The organism is Pseudomonas sp. NUPR-002, assembly GCF_056322725.1.
This window is the reverse complement of sequence record NZ_CM150476.1, coordinates 2,421,222-2,440,798: the sequence shown is the minus strand read 5'-3', so window position 1 is coordinate 2,440,798 and position 19,577 is coordinate 2,421,222. Positions and strand designations below refer to the sequence as shown.

General features: G+C 61.8%; 20 protein-coding genes. 8 read left to right on the top strand and 12 right to left on the bottom strand.

What is annotated here, in order from left to right; all coding sequences use genetic code 11:
• Nucleotides 1–71 precede the first annotated feature (71 nt).
• Nucleotides 72–1,310, top strand: coding sequence for a DUF1835 domain-containing protein (locus ACVWSC_RS11215; protein WP_442113694.1), 1,239 nt, complete (start codon nt 72–74; stop codon nt 1,308–1,310).
• 83 nt (nt 1,311–1,393) lie between these two features.
• On the opposite strand, the gene ACVWSC_RS11210 is transcribed toward ACVWSC_RS11215, so the two are convergent.
• The 5 genes from ACVWSC_RS11210 to ACVWSC_RS11190 all read right to left on the bottom strand — a co-directional run bounded on the left by ACVWSC_RS11210 (nt 1,394) and on the right by ACVWSC_RS11190 (nt 4,650).
• Complete coding sequence (locus tag ACVWSC_RS11210) at nt 1,394–2,329, bottom strand: DUF4880 domain-containing protein (protein ID WP_442113693.1); 936 nt, start codon at nt 2,327–2,329, stop codon at nt 1,394–1,396.
• The gene (locus ACVWSC_RS11205; RefSeq protein WP_442113692.1) at nt 2,326–2,835 is read right to left on the bottom strand and encodes a sigma-70 family RNA polymerase sigma factor; all 510 of its coding nucleotides are present in this window, start codon (nt 2,833–2,835) and stop codon (nt 2,326–2,328) included. The genes ACVWSC_RS11210 and ACVWSC_RS11205 overlap by 4 nt, the downstream gene beginning before the upstream one ends.
• Before the next feature lie 143 nt (nt 2,836–2,978).
• Nucleotides 2,979–3,314, bottom strand: a complete 336-nt coding sequence (locus tag ACVWSC_RS11200) for a DUF2790 domain-containing protein (RefSeq protein WP_442113691.1) — start codon at nt 3,312–3,314, stop codon at nt 2,979–2,981.
• Between the two features lie 77 nt (nt 3,315–3,391).
• Entirely contained in the window at nt 3,392–4,144 is a 753-nt protein-coding gene (locus ACVWSC_RS11195; RefSeq protein WP_442113690.1) for an anti-sigma factor family protein, read from the bottom strand.
• A complete protein-coding gene (locus tag ACVWSC_RS11190) occupies nt 4,141–4,650 on the bottom strand; it encodes a sigma-70 family RNA polymerase sigma factor (protein WP_442113689.1) in 510 nt (169 codons plus the stop codon). The genes ACVWSC_RS11195 and ACVWSC_RS11190 overlap by 4 nt, the downstream gene beginning before the upstream one ends.
• 131 nt (nt 4,651–4,781) lie before the next feature.
• On the opposite strand from ACVWSC_RS11190, the gene ACVWSC_RS11185 reads away from it, so the two are divergent.
• Nucleotides 4,782–5,828 (top strand): catalase family peroxidase, encoded by a 1,047-nt coding sequence (locus ACVWSC_RS11185; RefSeq protein WP_442113688.1) that lies wholly within the window; start codon nt 4,782–4,784, stop codon nt 5,826–5,828.
• On the top strand, nt 5,825–6,352 hold the full coding sequence (locus ACVWSC_RS11180) for a cytochrome b (RefSeq protein WP_442113687.1): 528 nt from the start codon (nt 5,825–5,827) through the stop codon (nt 6,350–6,352). Before ACVWSC_RS11185 ends, ACVWSC_RS11180 begins: the two co-directional genes overlap by 4 nt.
• On the opposite strand, the gene ACVWSC_RS11175 is transcribed toward ACVWSC_RS11180, so the two are convergent.
• Nucleotides 6,349–8,781: a KAP family P-loop NTPase fold protein gene (locus ACVWSC_RS11175; protein ID WP_476461728.1), complete on the bottom strand. Its 2,433-nt coding sequence runs from the start codon at nt 8,779–8,781 to the stop codon at nt 6,349–6,351. The genes ACVWSC_RS11180 and ACVWSC_RS11175 overlap by 4 nt on opposite strands.
• Here ACVWSC_RS11175 and ACVWSC_RS11170 point away from each other — a divergent pair.
• Together ACVWSC_RS11170 and ACVWSC_RS11165 are read left to right on the top strand one after the other, a co-directional pair.
• Nucleotides 8,780–10,009 (top strand): MFS transporter, encoded by a 1,230-nt coding sequence (locus ACVWSC_RS11170; protein ID WP_442113685.1) that lies wholly within the window; start codon nt 8,780–8,782, stop codon nt 10,007–10,009. The genes ACVWSC_RS11175 and ACVWSC_RS11170 overlap by 2 nt on opposite strands.
• A gap of 58 nt (nt 10,010–10,067) precedes the next feature.
• Nucleotides 10,068–10,616 (top strand): cupin domain-containing protein, encoded by a 549-nt coding sequence (locus tag ACVWSC_RS11165; RefSeq protein WP_442113684.1) that lies wholly within the window; start codon nt 10,068–10,070, stop codon nt 10,614–10,616.
• A gap of 78 nt (nt 10,617–10,694) precedes the next feature.
• Here the strand turns inward: ACVWSC_RS11165 and ACVWSC_RS11160 are convergent, their stop codons facing one another.
• On the bottom strand, nt 10,695–12,185 hold the full coding sequence (locus ACVWSC_RS11160; RefSeq protein WP_442113683.1) for a DASS family sodium-coupled anion symporter: 1,491 nt from the start codon (nt 12,183–12,185) through the stop codon (nt 10,695–10,697).
• A gap of 363 nt (nt 12,186–12,548) precedes the next feature.
• Here ACVWSC_RS11160 and ACVWSC_RS11155 point away from each other — a divergent pair, with 363 nt between their 5' ends.
• Together ACVWSC_RS11155 and ACVWSC_RS11150 are read left to right on the top strand one after the other, a co-directional pair.
• A complete protein-coding gene (locus ACVWSC_RS11155; RefSeq protein WP_442113682.1) occupies nt 12,549–12,881 on the top strand; it encodes a hypothetical protein in 333 nt (110 codons plus the stop codon).
• A 950-nt stretch (nt 12,882–13,831) separates the two neighbouring features.
• On the top strand, nt 13,832–14,254 hold the full coding sequence (locus ACVWSC_RS11150; protein WP_442113681.1) for a group II truncated hemoglobin: 423 nt from the start codon (nt 13,832–13,834) through the stop codon (nt 14,252–14,254).
• Here the strand turns inward: ACVWSC_RS11150 and ACVWSC_RS11145 are convergent.
• From ACVWSC_RS11145 to ACVWSC_RS11135, 3 genes are all read right to left on the bottom strand, one after another.
• Nucleotides 14,245–14,547 (bottom strand): hypothetical protein, encoded by a 303-nt coding sequence (locus ACVWSC_RS11145; RefSeq protein ID WP_442113680.1) that lies wholly within the window; start codon nt 14,545–14,547, stop codon nt 14,245–14,247. The genes ACVWSC_RS11150 and ACVWSC_RS11145 overlap by 10 nt on opposite strands.
• A gap of 143 nt (nt 14,548–14,690) precedes the next feature.
• Complete coding sequence (locus tag ACVWSC_RS11140) at nt 14,691–14,879, bottom strand: hypothetical protein (RefSeq protein ID WP_442113679.1); 189 nt, start codon at nt 14,877–14,879, stop codon at nt 14,691–14,693.
• 219 nt (nt 14,880–15,098) lie between these two features.
• Nucleotides 15,099–15,989 (bottom strand): EamA family transporter, encoded by an 891-nt coding sequence (locus ACVWSC_RS11135; RefSeq protein ID WP_442113678.1) that lies wholly within the window; start codon nt 15,987–15,989, stop codon nt 15,099–15,101.
• A gap of 209 nt (nt 15,990–16,198) precedes the next feature.
• On the opposite strand from ACVWSC_RS11135, the gene moaA reads away from it, so the two are divergent.
• Complete coding sequence (gene moaA, locus ACVWSC_RS11130) at nt 16,199–17,221, top strand: GTP 3',8-cyclase MoaA (protein WP_442113677.1); 1,023 nt, start codon at nt 16,199–16,201, stop codon at nt 17,219–17,221.
• On the opposite strand, the gene dsdC is transcribed toward moaA, so the two are convergent.
• Together dsdC and dsdA are read right to left on the bottom strand one after the other, a co-directional pair.
• Nucleotides 17,199–18,140 carry a DNA-binding transcriptional regulator DsdC gene (gene dsdC / locus ACVWSC_RS11125; protein WP_442113676.1) on the bottom strand — a complete coding sequence of 314 codons (942 nt, stop codon included), beginning with the start codon at nt 18,138–18,140 and terminating at the stop codon, nt 17,199–17,201. The genes moaA and dsdC overlap by 23 nt on opposite strands.
• Before the next feature lie 2 nt (nt 18,141–18,142).
• Nucleotides 18,143–19,495, bottom strand: a complete 1,353-nt coding sequence (gene dsdA / locus ACVWSC_RS11120) for a D-serine ammonia-lyase (protein ID WP_442113675.1) — start codon at nt 19,493–19,495, stop codon at nt 18,143–18,145.
• Between the last annotated feature and the right edge of the window lie 82 nt (nt 19,496–19,577).

The following is a 19,577-nucleotide window of genomic DNA, read 5'->3' as shown; positions in this document are numbered from 1 at the left end:
GACACGACTCCCAGGATTTCTCTCTACGACTCCCGGCCTGACAGCGGACAAGGCTCGCACAAGGAGTTCGTATGCCTGCTCGACTGTCCTCCCCTTCCCATGATGGGCGCATCAACCTTGAACAACAGCGCAAGCGTGCCAAGGAATTACTCCAGCGCCTGCGCTCAGGCAGCGCGCCTGAGCAACAAGCACTGCTACCAACCTCGACTGAACCACGCCTGGCCGATGCGCAACGGCTGATCGCTCGCGACCTGGGCTTTAAAAGCTGGCCCAAGCTCAAGGCGCATATCGATGCGGTCGACTTTGCTGCCCGCCATCCGCAGTTCATCGCCGACGACGAAGCACGCACCCAGCATTGGCGTTGCGGCAGCGACATCCAGCACAGCCTGCAACTGGCAGGCTTTACCGGTGCATTCCACATGTTCACCGATCCGTTGTGCATGGGCCCGGTGCGCGATTTACCGCCTGCGCAATACCAGGCCATGCGCGTCGATTACATCAGCCAGGCTTACGGCCTCAAGCGCGCCGATGTGCAGCGCAAGATGGCAGACGAATACAACCAACTGCCCTTGCTGGAAGACTGCCCACGGGCGGTGCTCTGGTGCGAAGCGGACGCTTATGACCAACTGTTTCTGATACGTCTGTTGTCGAGTCTGGATCGCGGGCCGCAACAGCTGGAGTTGATCCAGACCGCTCAGGTGCCCGGCGTGCAGCGTTTTATTGGCATCGGCCAACTGGCACCGGATCTGCTTGCCTGGCTGTGGCCGCAACGTCAGCCAGTGACTGAAGCGATGGTGCAACTGGCGCGGCAGGCCTGGGCAGCCTACTGTGCGCCCTCGCCTGAAGCCTGGGCACGCTTGGCGCACCGCCAGGATCTGTGCCTGCCGCTGCTGGCGCCGGCGTTGTTGCGTCAACTGCAGGAGCTGCCGGGGCTGGACGATGGCTTGTCATTAACTGAGCGGCTGTCGTTGCAGATCATCGCTGAGTTCGGTGAGGTACCCCTAGGTCGGGTATTTGCTGAATTGATGGGCAAACGTGAACCGCTGCCCTTTCTCGGCGACTTGATGTTCCACGCGGTACTGCGACCGCTGATTGACTCGCCGACACCGTTGATCAGCGAAGCGCAGCCGGAACTGGAATGGGCGCGACGGCCCTTAACCTTGACCGCCCTGGGTGAGCGGGTGCTGGCAGGTCAGGCCAACTGGCTGGATCAGCAAGCCCCTGAGCGCTGGGTGGGTGGCGTGCGCCTGCAGGCTGGACAAGGTCATTGGGCACTGGACCAAGCCCTGCACCCCGTCTGGCGCGCATAACCCTAATGTAGGAGCGGGCTTGCCCCGCGATGCGATATGACAGACAAATCGCTATCGCGGGGCAAGCCCGCTCCCACCGCCAATCAAGCAGGCAGCAAAGTGACCCAGTACCGACTGCGCGACTGCACTTTGATCGGCAGGCTCGCAGCCAACAAGTCGAGGATGCGATCGGTGTCGTTCAGCTGGAAGGTGCCGGTAACCTTGAGCGATTCCAACGCTGGCTCCCACCGCAGAATCCCCGGCCGATAGCGGTCAACTTCGCGCAGAAATTCCGCCAACGGCTGGTTATTGGCAGTCAACACGCCGTCACGCCAATCAGGCAGGTGCGGATCGAAACGCCCCATGGCACCACTGCCATCGGCGTACAACGTCAATTGGTCACCATAGTGCAGCATCAGCGCCATCCCTTGCGCAGGCTGCACCTGCACCGTGCCATACAGCACCGATATCCGGCAGCTGTCGGCCTCGCGACGTACACAAATGTGTGCCTGGCCGGTGCTCACCCGACCCAGACCAAAGTCGACATCGATGCCCTGGGCGCGGTTAACGCTAAGGGCTATTTCACCCTCGATCAGGCTCAGGCGATGGACAGTCATATCCAGGTCCACTGCCGTCGCCGTGTTCAACTGCAGCAGGCTGCCGTCAGCCAGGCGTACTCCTCGCCGCTCACCCACAACGGTGCGCAAATCGGCGCGCCACACCGCCAACGGCAACTGTTGGCTGAGCATCCAGCTGCCAGGCAACAGCAACGCCAAGGCCAGCCCACGCTTGAGCAAGGTGCGGCGATTGCCGTGCGGTCGGTCGAGGCTGGCCAACGCCACGGCCTGCGGCACCTCGGCAAAGCGCTGGCGCAAGCCTTGGGCACGTTGCCAGAGCTGCTCGTGGCGAGGATCGGCCGCGCGCCATTGTTCAAGCCGTTGCAGGTCGGCGGCACTGGCCCGGCCCGAGTCAAGCAGGGCCAGCCAGGCGGCGGCAGCGCGGGCCAGCTGGCGCGCTTCGGGATGTCCGCTGCGGTTCATAGCTCGGCCAGCAAGCAGTGCTCGTAGGCCTGGGCCATGTAGCGTTTGACCGTGCGTTCACTGACCTGCAAACGCTCGCCAATCTGCGCGTAGCCGAGGCCTTCAAGTTGTGACCAGAGGAATGCCCGCCGCACCTGCGGCGCCAGGCCATCGAGCAATTCATCCAGTGCTTGCAGGGTTTCCAGCAACAGCCAGCGCTGCTCCGGGGACGGCACCAAAGCCTCGGGCAAGTTGGCCAGCGCCTCAAGGTAGGCCTGCTCAAGGCTGCGTCGTTTGTAGAAATTGACCAGCAAGCGTTTGCCCACGGTGAGCAGATATGCCCGCGGCTCGCGCAGCTCGTCAAGCACCTGGGGGCTGGCCAGCACCCGCACAAAGGTGTCCTGGCTCAGGTCGGCAGCATCCCAGCGATTGCCCAGGCGCCGGTGCAGCCAGTTTTCCAGCCAACTGCGGTGGTCACGGTAAAGACCGTGAAGCCTCTGCTCGGAAAGGGCCACCGCTTCATTCATCTCAACGCACCTGCACGGGAAAAGAATCAAATGCGATTGATTCTATTTAATACCCCTGTGCAAGCCAAGCAGTATGCGCAAATCTGCCCTGTTTAATCGTCACGAGGGTGCAGCGGCGCCCCCTCGCCGCTGCCGTCGGTACATCAACGCGTGGCCTGAAAGCGCGGACATTGCCCTTCGAGCTGATAACGCAGGGTTACCAGTTGCCCGGACGAATCCTCATAGGTCATTAGCATTGGCGCCGCGTCGCAGCTGCGGGCCAACGGGGTCTGTTCGATCAGCCGGGCAACATCCAGCGATGTGCCATAGCGATACTCCTGAACAGCCGGGACGGTCTTGCCAGTTCTTGCCGCATAGGCCTGCACTGCCTGCTCATGGGCAACCAGACGCGCATCCTTCACTTCCGGTGCCGAGGCCAGCGCGCTTTGGCCGGCCAGCAGCACCAGCGCTGCCACTACCAAACCTTGCTTGCGCTTCATTTCGCCTTACCTCACAGGTGATGGAACGAACTGCCGGGTCAAACAGTTTCGAGCTTACGCCTGCCACGGGCGAGCGGCTACAAGGCAATGCCCAGGGCATTGCGCAACTGTGCGCTGCGCTGATCAGAAGCGGCGCTGATCAAGGCGTAGTTGTAGTCGCCACGGGACCAGTAACGTGCCTGCAACTGCCCATCCGTGCGTTCGCCACTGGGCATGCGCGCAAAATGCTCACCCGGCGAGCGCAAAAACAGGCTGACCCGCTGACCTTGGGCGTCTTCAAACACCAACAAGGCCGCCGGGCCTTGCTCGTTGCTCAGCAAGCGCGCGCCCAGCGGTGTAAATCCGTAGGCGGACAGGTCTGGCAGCGTGCCGACATGACGAAAATGCGCGCCCAGCCAGGCCTGCAGCCGTGCCGGGTCACGTGCGCTGAGGTCCAGGGCGTTGGCGTCGGCAAACAGCCGGTGGGCTTGCACGGCATCGGCCATCGGCAGGTTATTGGCCAGCAGGCTGGCTTCACGCACTTGCCAGCCACCGAGCCCGCCGATTCCCAGGGTCAGCAACAGCACGGCGGCATTGGCCCAGCGCCGTTGCCTGCGCTGACGCAATTGCCGACGCACATGGGCCGGGTCCAACTGTGGGTTGGGCGCCTGCGCGGCAAAGCCCGACAGGGCCGCACGCAATTGCCGGGCATCCTGGCGCCAGCCTTCGACCCGCTGGGCCTGCTCGGGGTTGGCCGCCAGGTACAGCGCTACTGCACGGCGACGTTCGGGCGCCAGGCGCTCATCGACATAGGCATGCAGTTCGTCTTCGGACGGAATCAACTGACTCATTTCAACCTCCGCAACACCGGGGCCGTGCTGCTGCCCTCGGCCAGTTCGCGCAACGCCGCGCGAGCCCGCGACAAGCGCGACATCACCGTACCTATCGGCACCCCCAAGGCCTGGGCCGCCTCCTTGTAGCTCAGGCCCTCGACACTGACCAGCAATAGCAACGCGCGTTGTTCGGTAGGCAAACGGGCAAACTGCGCCAGACCAGACTGCGCCACGACGATATCTTCAGTGGCATTGCCCGCCTCCTCGCCGCGCCCGAACCAGGCCAGCCAGCGCGCATGCCGACGCTCGCGGCGTTTGGCATCGATAAACAGACGATAAAGTATGGAGAACAGCCAGGCCCGCAGGCTGTCGTGCTCACGTTGCTGGCCTCGGCGGCTGAGCGCGCGTTCGAGCGTGGCCTGAACCAGGTCATCAGCGCTGCTCGCCTCGCGGGTCAGCCACAGGGCGAAACGGCGCAGGCGTTCGAGCATCTCACGCAATTGCTCATCATCAAGTTCATTCATTGCCAGGGCCTTGGCCTGTAAGCGATCAGTGTACGAGGCAGACGCTGCAGAGAAAAATTTATTCCATGACGCCGGAATAAAAGTTTTCGCCAAGCGTCGTACCGGCTCATTCACTGACCCGGATCGCCGCCATGAGCACTCCGTTACACGGTCGTTCGCGTACCCTGCGCCTGGCTGCCATTGGCCTCGGCCTGGGCGCCCTGGCCGCCAGCTTTGCCTATGCCGCCGGCTGGATCGGCACCCAGCGCCTGACCCCGAAAACCATCATCGATACGTTCGAAGCCCAGGCTGGGCATTACCCCGGCTACCGTAAGAACCACGCCAAGGGTTTGTGCGTGAGCGGCCACTTTCTCAGCAGCGGTGAAGCCCGCAGTCTGTCCAGCGCCCGGGTGTTCAGCCAACAGAACGTTCCGGTGATCGGTCGTTTCGCCATTGGTGGCAGCAACCCCTACACGGCCGACACCAGTGTGCCGACCCGCAGCCTGGCGCTGCAGTTGAGCAGCGACGATGGCCAGGTCTGGCGAACCGGCATGAACACCCCGCCCGTACTGGCGGTGGCAACACCCGAGGCGTTCTACCAGCAAGTACTGGCCATGACCCCAGATCCAGCCACCGGCAAGCCGGACCCTGCGCGGGTCCAGGCGTTCTTCGCCGCGCACCCGGAAAGCGCGGCCTTTCGCCAATGGGCCAAGGACTACAAAGCCCCCGACAGCTTTGCCAACTCCAGCTACAACAGCATCAATGCCTTTGCCCTAGTCAATCAGAATGGCGATACCCGCTATGTACGCTGGAGCCTGGTGCCACAAACGCCGTTCGCCGCCTTGCCGGGCCAGGTCGACGACCGTGACTACCTGCAGCACGATCTGCACCATCGCCTGCAACAAGGGCCCTTGCGCTGGACCTTGCGCCTGACCCTCGCAGAGCCCGGCGATCCAGTCGATGACCCGAGCCAGCCGTGGCCCGCGGCGCGGAGTACGGTCGATGCCGGCACGCTGGTCATCGACGCAGTCGACGGCCCCGAACAAGGCGCCTGCCGTGACCTCAACTTCGACCCGCTGATCTTGCCTACCGGCATCCAACCTTCTGCCGATCCGATCCTTGCCGCCCGCTCGGCAGCCTACTCGGAATCCTTCAATCGCCGCAGCCGCGAAGCGGCCTCGTTGGGAGCACGACCATGAGCACCGTACCTGTTGCTTTCCATCCGTTGGCGCGCCTGCTGCATTGGTTGATGGCGGTGCTGATCGTGGCGATGCTGTTCGTTGGCGTCAGCATGATCGCCGACCTGTCCCCCCGCCACACCTGGCTGCTCAGCCTGCACAAGGCGATTGGCCTGGCCTTGCTGGTATTGGTGCTGGTGCGCATCGGCGTGCGCCTGACGGTGCCACATCCACCGCTGCCTGCCGATCTTCCGGCCGTGCAACGCCTGGCCGCTGGCGCCTCGCACCTGCTGTTGTATGCCCTGATGCTGGCCATGCCGGTGATTGGCTGGGCCATGCTCTCGGCCGGTGGTTACCCGCTGCCCCTGCAGTTGCCTGCCATCGTCGAGCATGACCTGACGCTGTATGCCCGGCTGCGTCAGGCCCATGGCTGGCTGGCCTATCTGCTGTTCGCGACGGTGCTGGTGCATCTGGGCGCGGCACTGGTGCATGCCCTGGTTCGACGTGACGGCGTGTTGCGCAGCATGTGCTCCGGGCACGATTAACCAGCGGTCTCAACCTGCCTGCCAGGCGGCTCCGGCAAGCCGGCTACATGAATGCCTCGTTGCTGTAGCCGGCTGTACATCCACTGCAGCGTTTCATGGGTGTCCTGAAGCCATTGCTCGCCGATCACCAGGCGCCAGCAACTGCTCAGTACCTCGGGATGAGCCGCAAAGAACTCCGGCAGATCAGCGTTTCTGTCGAGCTGCAGACTCAGGTAGTCGAGGGCATTTTTGGCCCGTACGTAATGCTGCTCACGGTCTTCATCACCTTCAAGCACTGCCAGCAGGGCTTGCTTGTGCGGTGCGCAATAAAGCATTGAACCTGTGCTGCGCAACATCTCCAGGCGTGGCGATGAAGCGTCCTCAAAACTGCACAGATGAATGGCATTGGTGACGGTAAACAGCGTGAGCAGGTCTGCAATCGCAGCAGGGGCCGTAAGCGCATACACTTGCCCGACCAATGGCGGCATGCTTTGCGGACCGCGTTCTTTTACCTCGTACTGTTTTTTGCAGCGGTAGAACAGCGCAACCGGGTCCTCGCAACGTACCGCCATGTCCAGCAGCATCCTGCCTTCGATACAGCGCAACCAAAGCTCGTCCGGCTTGAACTCGCGCGCTGCGTTACTCCTGAACAGCTCAAGCATTCGATTGCACAGGCTAGCCTGCGTGCTGGCGCGGTACAGCGCGTCCTGATCATCTGCTTGCAGTAACCCCCCGAGAAACCGCGCAGTCTGTTCTGCCTCCTGCACACAGCGGTGACGCTGAGCCGTAGCCTTCTGCTCAGAGATGCGCTGGATACAGCGGTCGTAATGCGCCAATGTCAGGTTCATCAGCGCGATAGCGGCCTGTAGCCGGTCCGTACAGGCCGCTTCGCTGGCAAATTGCAACGCCTCAGTCAGGTGACGAGCGTCCCGGGACTGGTCCCAACGCGCGATCAGCTCCAGCAGCTCCTTCTGAGTGAAACTGGGCGCGCGGGTGCTGAACATCTCAGCACGGATTCGTTCCGCAGTATCGAAGGTACGCAGCCCCTGCAGCTTGATCACCAGTCGGGTGTAACGGCCAAACGCCTCACTCTCCGGCTGAAAACCTGAGGCCGCGATTGCGTTGGAGAGAAGCGCCATCGCGTCGCTCTTTTGCGCCTGACTGAACGCCATTGGCAACGCCGATGCGCCGCGCCCCAGCAACTTTGCTTCGACAATCCGCGCGCATTCCGGCGCCTCACGGCGCAACAGGGTCTGCAGAATGATCGCCTCCCAGCGCAGCTCGTCCGGGCCGTGGCGCAGCGCGACGTCTTTCAGGCTGCCCAACTCGCGGGCCAGGGTACGGGTCAGCCGAGGGTTGTCGGGGAACCACTCGGCTGCGGCTTCTCGGTCCTTCAGCGGAATAAAGGCGCAGTACTGCGCCAGAGTCTGGGCAGCAAAACGGGTGGAGAGGTTGTGCGCCAACGCGTCGAGCGAAAATTCGAAATCGATGATCTTGTCGAGAAATGCCTGGCGCGACGAGGCAAACGCCTGCGAATAAGCCTGTAACGACTGGGTGATGATGGCCTTGTCGAACGCCAGAACAAAGGCAAAGCCGGGCAAGTCGAGGTATTCGCGCAAGGCCATCAGGGTTTTCGGCAAGATCACCGGGTCGGCCCGGTCGAGGTCATCGATGAACACAATCACCTGATGAGCCTCAAGCAGCACGCGCAACTGCTCAAGGTCAGCCACATCGAGGCTCAGTCGCTGCTGCACCAGGTTGGCAACCGAGCCGGTCAAGGCCGCACCCATGGTTACCAGGGTGCCCAGATCGTTGTCGATCTTGCCGGCGGCCTGCCCTGTCGCCTGGGACACGCTCGCCGTTCCGGACGACAGCCTGGACAGCCATTGTTTCCATTTCTGGTAACGGGGTACCGGAATCTTCAAGGCTTTGATCTTGTCGCGCATTTTCTCGCTCAGCGAGCTGACGAAGCTGTCTGCATCGACCGCGCGCCAGGCGGAAATGTGCACCACTACATCATCGTGGCGATGCGCGATCTCGCTGAGGAAGTTCAGCACGGTGGTCTTGCCCGCCCCCCACTCGCCGTACAGGCCAATGCGCGTCGAATACCCCGCAGGCGTGGCCTTGATGGTGCGATACATCGAGCGGGCAAGCGATAAACGATCCAGACCGTCTTCATCAGCCGAAGAGAGGGCGGCGTCATGGCCTGCCTGCGTATTGGCCAACGCCGCACTGTCGTCAGCGACCTGGTTTGCTCCCGTATCCCGCGCCCCACCCATGCTCAACGCCATCCTCTGCAGTTGGCTAATCATCAAAACGCCAGCATACCTGACCTTCATCAGACAGCAGCCAAAAACGCGTAATTGCGAATTATTTGCGCCGGTTTCGTTCAGTTTGCCTGGCCCCTGCGGCACAATGCCAGGCTTGCCTCTACAGCCTTGGATAGCCATGAACAGCGCACAGGACCCAACCCCACTCGCCGCGCCCGACACCACCGAGCAGCGTTTTGACCTGCGCCCGCTGCTGATCGCCAACATGGCCTGCACCATGGCGATGATGGCGTTCGTCTCGCTGATCGGCCCGATTGCCCGCACCCTTGGCCTGGCGACCTGGCAGGCCGGGGCGGCAGTGACGGTCGCTGGGGTGATCTGGATGTTGCTGGCGCGGCCCTGGGGCCAGGCCAGCGACCGCCTCGGCCGACGCCGCGTACTGTTGCTGGGTACCGCAGGCTTTAGCCTGGCGTACTGGGCCCTGTGCCTGTTCATCGACAGCGCCTTGCACCTGCTGCCCAGCGCGACCCTGGCATTCGTTGGCCTGATGATCGGCCGTGGCCTGATCGGCGCCTTCTACGCCGCCCTGCCGGTGGGTGGTGCGGCACTGATTGCCGACAACGTCCCGCCCCAGCAGCGCGCCCGCACCCTGGCCTCGCTGGGTGCGGCCAACGCCGTTGGCCTGGTGCTTGGCCCGGCGCTGGCGGCGCTGCTGGCGCGCTACAGCTTGAGCCTGCCGTTCTACGTGATGGCGCTGTTGCCGATGCTGGCGTTCGTCATACTGTTGCGCAAACTCAAACGCCAGGAGCTGCACCTCAAGCAAGCCCCGCGCCCGGTGCGCCTGGCCGATCCACGGTTGCGCCGGCCGCTGCTGGTAGCGTTCGTGGCCATGCTCAGCGTGTCTGTGGCGCAGATTACCGTCGGTTTCTTTGCCCTCGATCGCCTGGGCATGAACCCGGCAGACGCTGCACAAACCGCAGGCATCGCCCTAACCATGGTCGGTGTGGCGCTGATCCTGGCGCAGTTGCTGGTGCGCAAACTGCAGTGGCCGCCACTGCGGATGATCCGCGTCGGCGCCAGCCTCTCGGCCCTGGCCTTTGCCGCCGCAGCCTTTGCCGCCAGCGCGCCGATGCTGTGGGCCAGCTTTTTTGTCTCGGCCTGCGGCATGGGCTGGGTGTTCCCCGCCTTTTCCGCCCTGGCCGCCAACGCCATGGACGCCTCCGAGCAAGGTGCCACCGCCGGTTCCATTGGCGCAGCGCAAGGCCTGGGCGTAGTCATCGGCCCCTTGGCGGGCACCTTGATTTACGCCGTTGACCCGCGCCTGCCGTACCTGCTGGTGGCTGTGCTTCTGCTGCTGGTCGGGCTATGGCCACAGCCGTCTCATCGATCCGCACAGGCGGGCCGCTAAAGCATCACGGAATGTGCTTTAATGCTCCGCCAAAAAATTTTCGATATATAAGGCGGCTATGGACACGGGGACACGACTCAAACTGGTGCGTGAACGCAACAAACTCTCCCAGCGGGAGCTGGCCCGCCGCAGTGGGCTGACCAACTCGACGATTTCACAGATCGAGCAGAACCGCGTCAGCCCCTCGGTCAGTTCCCTGAAAAAGCTGCTTGAAGGTATCCCCATGACCCTGGCGGAGTTCTTCAGCTTCGACGAGCCGCCGCGCGAGGAGCGTTTCGTGTTCCGCTCCACCGAACAGCCTGACCTGGGCAACAGCGGCCTGCGTTTGCTGCTGGTGGGCGCCAGCGTCGAAGGTCGGCAGATGCGCATGCTGCGTGAATTGTACGCGCCAGGTGCCGACTCCGGCGACGAGCCGATTGTGCATGCTGAAGGCGAAGAGTGTGGCCTGGTGACCCGTGGCACCATCGAACTGCGCGTTGATGGCCAGGTCAGCATCCTCAACTCCGGGGATGGCTACTACTTTCCGACCACCCTGCCCCATAGCTTCAAGAACATCGGCCAGGACGAAGCGGAAATCATCAGCGCCAACACCCCGGCGAACTTCTGACCCTATCACCCTGTTGGAGCGGGCTTGCCCCACGATAGCGATCTGTCAGTCACATCGCATCGCGGGGCAAGCCCGTTCCTACATCCAGCCCAACCAGTGCCACCAGGTGGCGGCAAACACCAGCATCAGCAGGTAGCCGATCACCGTCACCAGGATTCCGACCCGGGCGAACTGTTTGGCACTGAAGGTCTCGGTCCCCAGGCACACCATGTTCTGCGGGGCGTTGATCGGCAGGATAAAGCCATAGCTGACCACAAAGCCCAGGGCCATGGTCATACCCAGGCGGCTGAAATCACCCGGCAAGGTCTGCAGCACCGCGATCAGAATCGGTAACAGGGCCGACGTCAGCGCCGTGGCACTGGCAAAGCCGAGGTGGATCAGAATCAGAAACGCCGCCAGGATCGAAAACACGCCCAACGTCCCCAGCTGATCGAGCCCGGTATTGGCCACCACCTGCGCCCCCAGCCACTGCCCGGCCTGGGTAGTCAGCAAGGTAGTGCCCAGGCTGATACCGACCCCGAAGACAATCACCGTGCCCCAGGGAATCCGCGCCTGCACATCTTTCCAGGTCATCACCCCGATGCGCGGCAGCAACAGGATCACCAGCCCGGCATAAGTGGTCGAGGTGGTGTCGAAGGCGTGCAACTTACCCTCGGTGGCCCAGGCCAGCAGCAACAGCAACGAAACCCCGAGCAAACGCTTCTGCGCCCCGCTCATTGGCCCCAACTCGGCCAGGGTTTTGCTGACCGCAGCTTTACCACCGGGGATGCTGTCACTTTCCGGAGGCAACAGCTTCAACACAATCACAATCAGCACCACCGACATGATCACCGCCCACGGCGCCCCGGCGATCAGCCAGTCGATCCACGACACCCTTGCACCGAGCATCTTGTCCATGAAGCCCACGGTCAGCAGGTTTTGCGCTGCCGCGGTTTGAATGCCGATGTTCCAGATGCTGGTGCCCTGGGCCACGATGATCATGATCCCGGCGGCGATGTTCGAACGCTTGTCGACGCCAAAAGCGGCAATCACTCCCATCATGATCGGCACCACGCAAGCACTGCGGGCGGTAGCGCTCGGCACTACCAGGCTAAGCAGAATGGTCACCGCCACCGCACCGATCAAAATGCGCCGGGTACTGACCCCGACACTGGACAGCGTCACCAGCGCGATGCGCCGGTCCAGCCCGGTGTGGGTCATGGCGGCGGCAATGAACAGCGCCCCCACCACCAGCGCCAGGGCACTGTTAGAGAAGCCGGTCAACGCCAGGCTGATGGCTGCCGAAGATCCATAGGTCACCGAAGGGTCGGCCACCGTCGGCGCCGTACCGAGCAGAAACGCCATCAACGAAGTGATCATGATCGCACTGGCTTCGTACGACACCGCCTCGCTGATCCACACCACCACCGCAAAGGCCAGAATCGCCAGGATGCGATGCCCGGCAACCGGCAAGTCAGCCGGCAACGGCAGCAGCAACACGCCCACCAGGGCTGCTATCCCCAGCAACAAACCAATCGGAATCTTGACCCGGGTGGATTGTGCACCCGGTGTACTTGCCGACGAACTCATGGGCCTCTCCCTGCAATACATGAACGAACATGATCGGACAGTTGCCTGACGCCTGGACTGACACGCATCAACAGCCCTGAAATCGAGTATTGTCGGACAAGATGTAGTGCAATAAAAAAATCACTACAAAACCTATTGACGCCGTTCGTCGGCCCTTGCATGATGAGGCCGTCTCCCCGATCGGGGACACTGGCAAGGGTGTTCCAGGCAGCTCGAAGGATCCATGAGCTGTATGCGGATGGGTACTGCCCAAAAGGCAGCGTGTAAAAGCCCCCAGTTGTGACGCTGCTGTAGCAGCTTTCTTTCAACGCTACATGACGTGCGCCGAGTTTGAACTCAACTACCAATGGTTTAGGGGGCTTTATGATGAATCTGAACAATCAACCAACTGTCGACGAATTGGCCCAACTGTTCGCTGCGCGTAAAGACACGCTCGACAGCCACATCCTCTGGGTCTGCGAAGCCGGTGAAGTACGCCTGGACAAACTGGGCTCGCTGACCGACGAAGCACAGTTCGAGCAACGCACACCGAACATGCGTGCCCGGTTGAAGATGTACCGCCGTGGCCAGGGCTATGTCGGCAAGAAAGCTGCCGCCGACACCCAGTATGTCGGACGTGTTCTGCAGACCCTGCAAAGTGAGTGGGCGGCGCTGCAAAACCAGCCCGGCGTAGCGGTCATCGATCGCCTCTGCTGAAACCCTGATTGACGATATGCAAAGCCCAGTGTGCGAGCACTGGGCTTTTTTTGGCTCTTCACGGATTGTCGGGGAATAATTGGCTTTGGCTTTGAGGGCTATGGGCTTATCCATTTGTTGGGGAGGCTGGGCCGGCCCCTTCCGCCCTTACGGCGGCCTCCTTTTTTCTTGGAAAAAGGAGGCAAAACCGCTGGCTCCTGCATCCGGCCCTACGCTGCGCTTCGGGTCCCCTCGCTCCGGCGACTTCCAGGCCCGCGCGGCCTACGACTTGCTACGCAAGTCTACATCTCGCGCCTTCGGCTACGCCGAAGGGTGCTAACGCACCTGGCCCTCCAGTCACCTACACTCAGCCTTCTGAAGTCGCAGATCGCGGCGTTTGAACTAACGCGCGCACAAAGCAAAAGCAAAACAACAAGCCACAAGCCACAAGCCACAAGCCACAAGCCACAAGCCACAAGCCACAAGCCACAAGCGTACAGGTCATCCAAGCCGCCACTAGCGAAGCTAACGCCAGCCCGGGCGCCGCCCGTAACTTAGCGACTTCAGGAGGCCGAGTGTAGGTGACTGGAGGGCCAGGTGCGCAGCACCCTTCGGCGTAGCCGAAGGCGCGAGATGTAGACTTGCGTAGCAAGTCGTAGGCCGCGCGGGCCTGGAAGTCGCCGGAGCGAGGGGACCCGAAGCGCAGCGTAGGGCCGGATGCAGGAGCCAGCGGTTTTGCTTACTTTTTCCAAGAAAAAAGTAAGCCGCCGTAAGGGCGGAAGGGGCCAGCAAAGCCCCCCAGCAAATGGATAAGCCCACAGCCCTCAAAGCCAAAGCCAAAGCCAAAGCCAACCCTTCCCTATTTTGGTTGGAAACGGCCTTGCGCCACAAACTCCCTCCACCACTAAAGAACCTTGTTCTATTGGCACCAACAGTAGCTACAATCGCGTTTTGTCCAAGCGAGACTGCCCATGAACAGCCCGGCATTCGGCACCGGTGATGCCTCTTATCAGGCCGCAGGCGGCATCGAGGGTTTACGCCAACTGGTCGATGATTTCTACCGATTGATGGACCAGCGCCCAGACGCCCGCCCAGTCCGTCAGATGCACCCGGACAACCTCGACAGTTCACGCGACAAACTGGCCTGCTTTCTCAGTGGCTGGCTGGGCGGCCCCAGACTGTTCAGCGAACGCTACGGACCGATCGCCATTCCGGCATTCCATGCCCAATGGCCGATCGACGAATCGCACAGTGAAATCTGGCTGCAGTGCATGGCCCAAGCCATCAGCCTGCAAAACTACTCGGCAGAATTTGCCGACTACCTGCTCCGCCAGTTGCGCGTGCCGGCCCAGCGCATTGTCCAGGCCAGCCGCAACCGTCACGCTCAGGCCTGACGCCGCAACGCTGGCTGCGCCACAGGCAGCCCACCGGTGAGTAAAGCCCGGGCCCGGTCTACGCCCCAGACCATCGCCCGGGTCATCGACTCACCCGGACGGTTTTTGTAGTACTCCTCGACCATCGCCTTGCCATGGCTGGCGTACACGCCCAGGAACAACTGCGTGGCGCCGGTGCGCGATAGCCTGACCTGTACATCGATGCTGCTGCCATCACTGAGCAATTCATCGTGGCTACGACTATGTAGCTGTGGGTCTGCCCACTCCCAGTAAGTTTCTTCCCTGATTCGCATCGTTTACCCCCCTGTAGTGAATGCATCCGGATAAGTAACGCATACAAGCGCACTCCATGCGAGCGCCCATCCCTCAAGCGTTGAGCGAGGTCAATCAATGCAGAAAAAACCCCGCAACAGATGGCGGGGTGATGTGAACCGGTTCACTTTTTAACCGGATACCTGGGCATGAAGCGGCCCTTCTTGGCGCGTTGTAAGTGACACGGTTTAGCGTTGTCGGCTTCGTTCTGGGTCATGTGGGCGAAGCCCAGGCGAAAAGCCGCCTGACCACACCGCACCTGACTGTTCACCGGAAATTCATCACCTTCATCCTCAAAGTAGGATTCACTCATGCCCCTGCTCCCTTTTATGGCGGTCCGGTACTGGCAAACAGGTGATTGCCCAGTGAGATACCGAACCAAGTGACCTTGAGACTAGCCGGTCATTTACGGACCGACCGGACAAAAAGCAAAAAGCCCGACCAGTGGATCAACCGGTCGGGCTGGGTACTTGCAGATTGTGTGCCTGGCTCAAGTCACCGTGGCAGATACTTCGATCAGCGCCTGGCGGGCTCAGGCACTGCCCTGTGCAGCGCTACGCGACGCCAGCAAACGCGACCCGAATACATTGATCAGCAAGCCGCCCATGACCAACAACGCGCCCCAGCCCTGCAGTGCGGTCAGGCGCTCGTCGAGCAGCAGCGCCGATGAGCTCAGGCCCACCACCGGCACCAGCAGCGAAAACGGCGCCACCTTGCCCGCCGGGTAACGAGACAACAAGCGGCCCCACAGGCTGTAGCCGAGCATGGTGGCAATAAATGCCAGGTAGATCAGCGACAGGATCGAGCTCCAGCTGATGCCGCGCAGGGCAGTTTCGATCACCTGCGGCCCATCCATGCACCAGGACAGGGCAAAAAACGGCAGCGGTGGAATCAGCCCGCCCCAGATCACTAGGGCCACCAGGTCGATGTTGCCGAAACGCCGGGTGATGATATTGCCCATGGCCCACATCGACGCAGCACACAAGGTCAGCAGCAAGGCAAACAACGGCACCTGGGCGCTGTTCTCACTACCGATCAGCGCCAGCCCCCCGGCCGCGACCAGCAGCCCGACGACACTGGCCACACGCAGTCGCTCGCCCAGGAAAATCGCAGCAAAAAACAAGGTGAAAAATGCTTGCGACTGCAGCACCAACGAGGCCAACCCCGGTGGCATACCGTTGTTCATCGCCTCAAACAGGAAGGCGAATTGCCCCAGGGAAATGGTCACGCCGTAGGCGATCAGCCAACGCCAGGGCAATTGCGGGCGCTTGATCAGAAACACCGCCGGAAACGCCACCAAGGCAAAGCGCAGGGCCCCCAGCAGCATCGGCGGCAAGCCGTCCAGGCCGACCTTGATCACCACAAAGTTAAGTCCCCAGACAACGATGACCACCAGTGCCAACAGCAAATCCTTTAGCGGCATGTTCCTCACCCAGCTCTGTAATATTTCGCAACATCATAACCATAAGCCTGGTGCACTCGCCGACGGATCTGTGCGATTTCATCAAGCGCGCTAAAAACGACGGGATTGATACCGATAGACGACGCTTATCGAATGGTCACTAAAAGCAATTTGACCCTCTTGCGACGCCTCCCTATGCTCGATGAAAATCACCAGCCTGTGTACACGCCTTGCAAACACCCTCGAACGACAACGCGGGCCATTCGGCATTGATCGACGGATTCAATCGCAAGATTGACTATCTGCGCATATCAGTGACCGATCGCTGCGATTTTCGTTGCGTGTATTGCATGAGCGAAGACATGCAGTTTTTGCCGCGCCAGCGCATCCTGACCCTCGAAGAGCTGTACCAGGTGGCCGAACGTTTCGTCAGTATGGGCACCCGCAAAATCCGCCTGACCGGTGGTGAGCCACTGGTACGCAACGGTATTGTCGAGCTGTGCGCCAAGGTCGCAGCGTTGCCGGGCTTGCGCGAGTTGTGCATGACCAGCAATGGCTCCCAGCTCGGGCGCCTGGCCAAGCCGTTGTTCGATGCCGGTTTGTCGCGCCTGAACATCAGCCTCGACAGCCTTGACCCGCAACGCTTCAACTCCCTCACCCGAACCGGCGACCTTGAACAAGTGATTGCCGGCATCGACGCCGCCCGCGCGGCGGGCTTTCGGCGTACCAAGCTCAATTGCGTGGTGCTCAAAGGCCGCAACGACAGTGAAGTGAACGATCTGGTGCGCTTTGCCATCGACCGTGAGCTGGACATTTCCTTCATCGAGGAAATGCCCCTGGGCACCATCAGCGAGCACCAGCGCAGCGAGTCCTACTGCTCAAGCGATGAAGTGCGCGCACGCATTGCCGAGCAGTTCACCTTGATCGAGTCGGCGGAATCCACCCAGGGCCCTTCACGCTATTGGCGCCTGGCCGAAGCACCGCAGATCCGCATCGGCTTCATCTCGCCGCACAGCCATAATTTTTGCGCCAGCTGCAACCGGGTGCGGCTAACGGTCGAGGGACGTTTGCTGCTGTGCCTGGGCAACGAACACGCCAGCGACCTCAAGCAGGTGCTGCGCGCCCACCCCGGCGACTCTGCACGTCTGGACCAAGCGATTCGCGATGCCATGGCCCTGAAGCCCTATCAGCATCACTTCGATGTTCATGGCGAAGTGCAGATCCTGCGCTTCATGAACATGACTGGCGGCTAACCTCACGCAGCCACTCGATCATCACCTGCAGGCGCAGCGGTATCGCCTCACGCGCCGGATAGACCAGGTAATAGCCCTGCCCTGCGGCCTGAAAATCAGCAAACGGCAGGATCAACTGACCTTGCTCGATCAGCGGCTGCACCAATCGCTGTCGGCCCATGGCCACGCCCACATGTTGGCTCGCGGCGAGCGCACACAGGTCAGCACGGTCAAAGGTCAGGCCGCCACTGGGCAGATGCGCCTGCACGCTGTGCGCCCCGGCCCAATGCTGCCACTCGGCATCATAGGCGGCATGCTCCCAGGCCAGGGCATCGTGCAGCAGGGTGCAGTGTTGCAACTGCTGCGGCGCGTTGATCAGGCCATGACGCTCGGCATACCAAGGACTGCACACCGGCGCAACGTGCTCAGGCATCAGCAACTCACTGCTGAGCCCCGGGAACACGCCCTCCCCATACAGCAGCGCCAGGTCAATGTGGCGGGCGCGGAAGTCCACCGCTTCGTTACCGGTGCGGATATCCAGGCTGATCTGCGGATAGCGTTGCTGGAAATCGGCCAACTTCGGCACCAGCCAGCACTGGGCCATGGACGGCCGCACGTACAGGGTCAGTGCACCGCTGAGGCTGCTGGCAGACTGCGGCTGCAGCGCCTGCTCAAGCTCTTCGAGCATCCCCTGCACCAACTGATACAGACGCTCACCCTCGGCCGTCAGGCGGATGCGCCGGGTCAGGCGCTCGAACAAGCGTTGCTCCAGCAGTTGTTCAAGCTTTGCGATACGGTGGCTGACCGCACTGGCAGTCAGGTACAACTCCTCGGCCGCCAGCCTGAAGCTCAAATGCCGTGCGGCCACGGCAAAGGTGTGCAGGTTGCTAAGGTGCGCCCCGGTCAGACGCGGCCCCAGGCGCGGTGGCAGGTTGAGCATGATCAGTGCCCGGCCATCATGCTGCGGCCTTTGGCCAGGTAAGCGTCCATTTCTGCCGCCGGCACCATACTGCCTCCCGTGCCCCACACCAGATGAGTGGCGCGGGCCATGCGCGCGGGCGTCAGACCCAGGCGCTGGCGGTAGCCTTGTTGTTCCTGCAGTACCTGCAACATGCCGGGCATGCCCGCCAGCGCCGACGGTTCAAGGGCATGGCCTTCGCAAGCCTGCAACTGCGCCAGCAAACGGTACAGGGTGGCGTCGTCCACGGTGTAGTAGCCGTCGATCAAGCGCTGCATGGCTCGCCCGACAAAGCCCGATGGCCGCCCCACCGCCAGGCCGTCGGCAGCGGTCTGGTTATCGATGCCGAAGTCGTACACCGACACCTCATCGTGCAGCCCGGTATACACACCAAGGAACATGCACGGCGAATGGGTCGGCTCGGCAAACAGGCAGTGCACCGCGTCGCCAAAAACCAGCTTCAAGCCAAATGCCACACCGCCCGGGCCTCCGCCTACACCGCAGGGCAGATAGACGAACAACGGATGCTCGGCATCCACCTGGATACCTTGCTCTTGCAACTGACGCTGCAGACGCTCGGCCGCCACCGCATAACCAAGGAACAGGTTGCGCGAATTTTCGTCGTCGACGAAGTGGCAAAGCGGGTCGGCTTCAGCTTCGCGACGCCCCTGCTCCACCGCCACGCTGTAGTCGGCGCTGTATTCACGCACCTCAACGCCATGGGCACGCAAGCGATCCTTTTTCCATTGGCGGGCATCGGCCGACATATGCACCGTGGCCTTGAAGCCCAGGCGCGCACTGATGATGCCAATCGACAAGCCCAGGTTGCCGGTAGAACCTACAGCAATGCTGTACTGGCCAAAAAATGCCCGTGCCGCATCGCTGTCGAGCTTGGCGTAATCATCGCCCGGCTGCAGCAAGCCGCCCGCCAGTGCCAGGTCTTCGGCGTGCTTGAGCACTTCATAAATGCCGCCACGTGCCTTGATCGACCCGGAAATCGGTAACAGGTTGTCGGCTTTCAGCCACAACGCGCCGCCTTCGGCGAATTGAAGCTCGGCTTGCAATAGCGCCTGCATGGCCGGTAACGGCAATACTGGCGACTCGATAATGCCGTTGCTGTCGGCTGTCTGGGGAAACGCCGACCGGATGAACGGAGCAAAACGCTGCAAACGCTCACTGGCCTCGCGCACATCCTGCTGGCTCAGCGGCACATCGCCCAGGGCTTGTGCTGTGGCTGCAAGCTGAGGATTGAACCAACGGGTTGGGCGTAACGCCACCAGGTCGGCAATCAGCGGGTGGCTCTGACACCAGGCACTTACAGGTTTTTCCAGCGGCATTGTGATACTCCATTGGCAAGCGAATAGCGCGATTAAGCGTCAGGCGCCGGGTGCATGACAACCGATGCTTTCGAGGCCGACA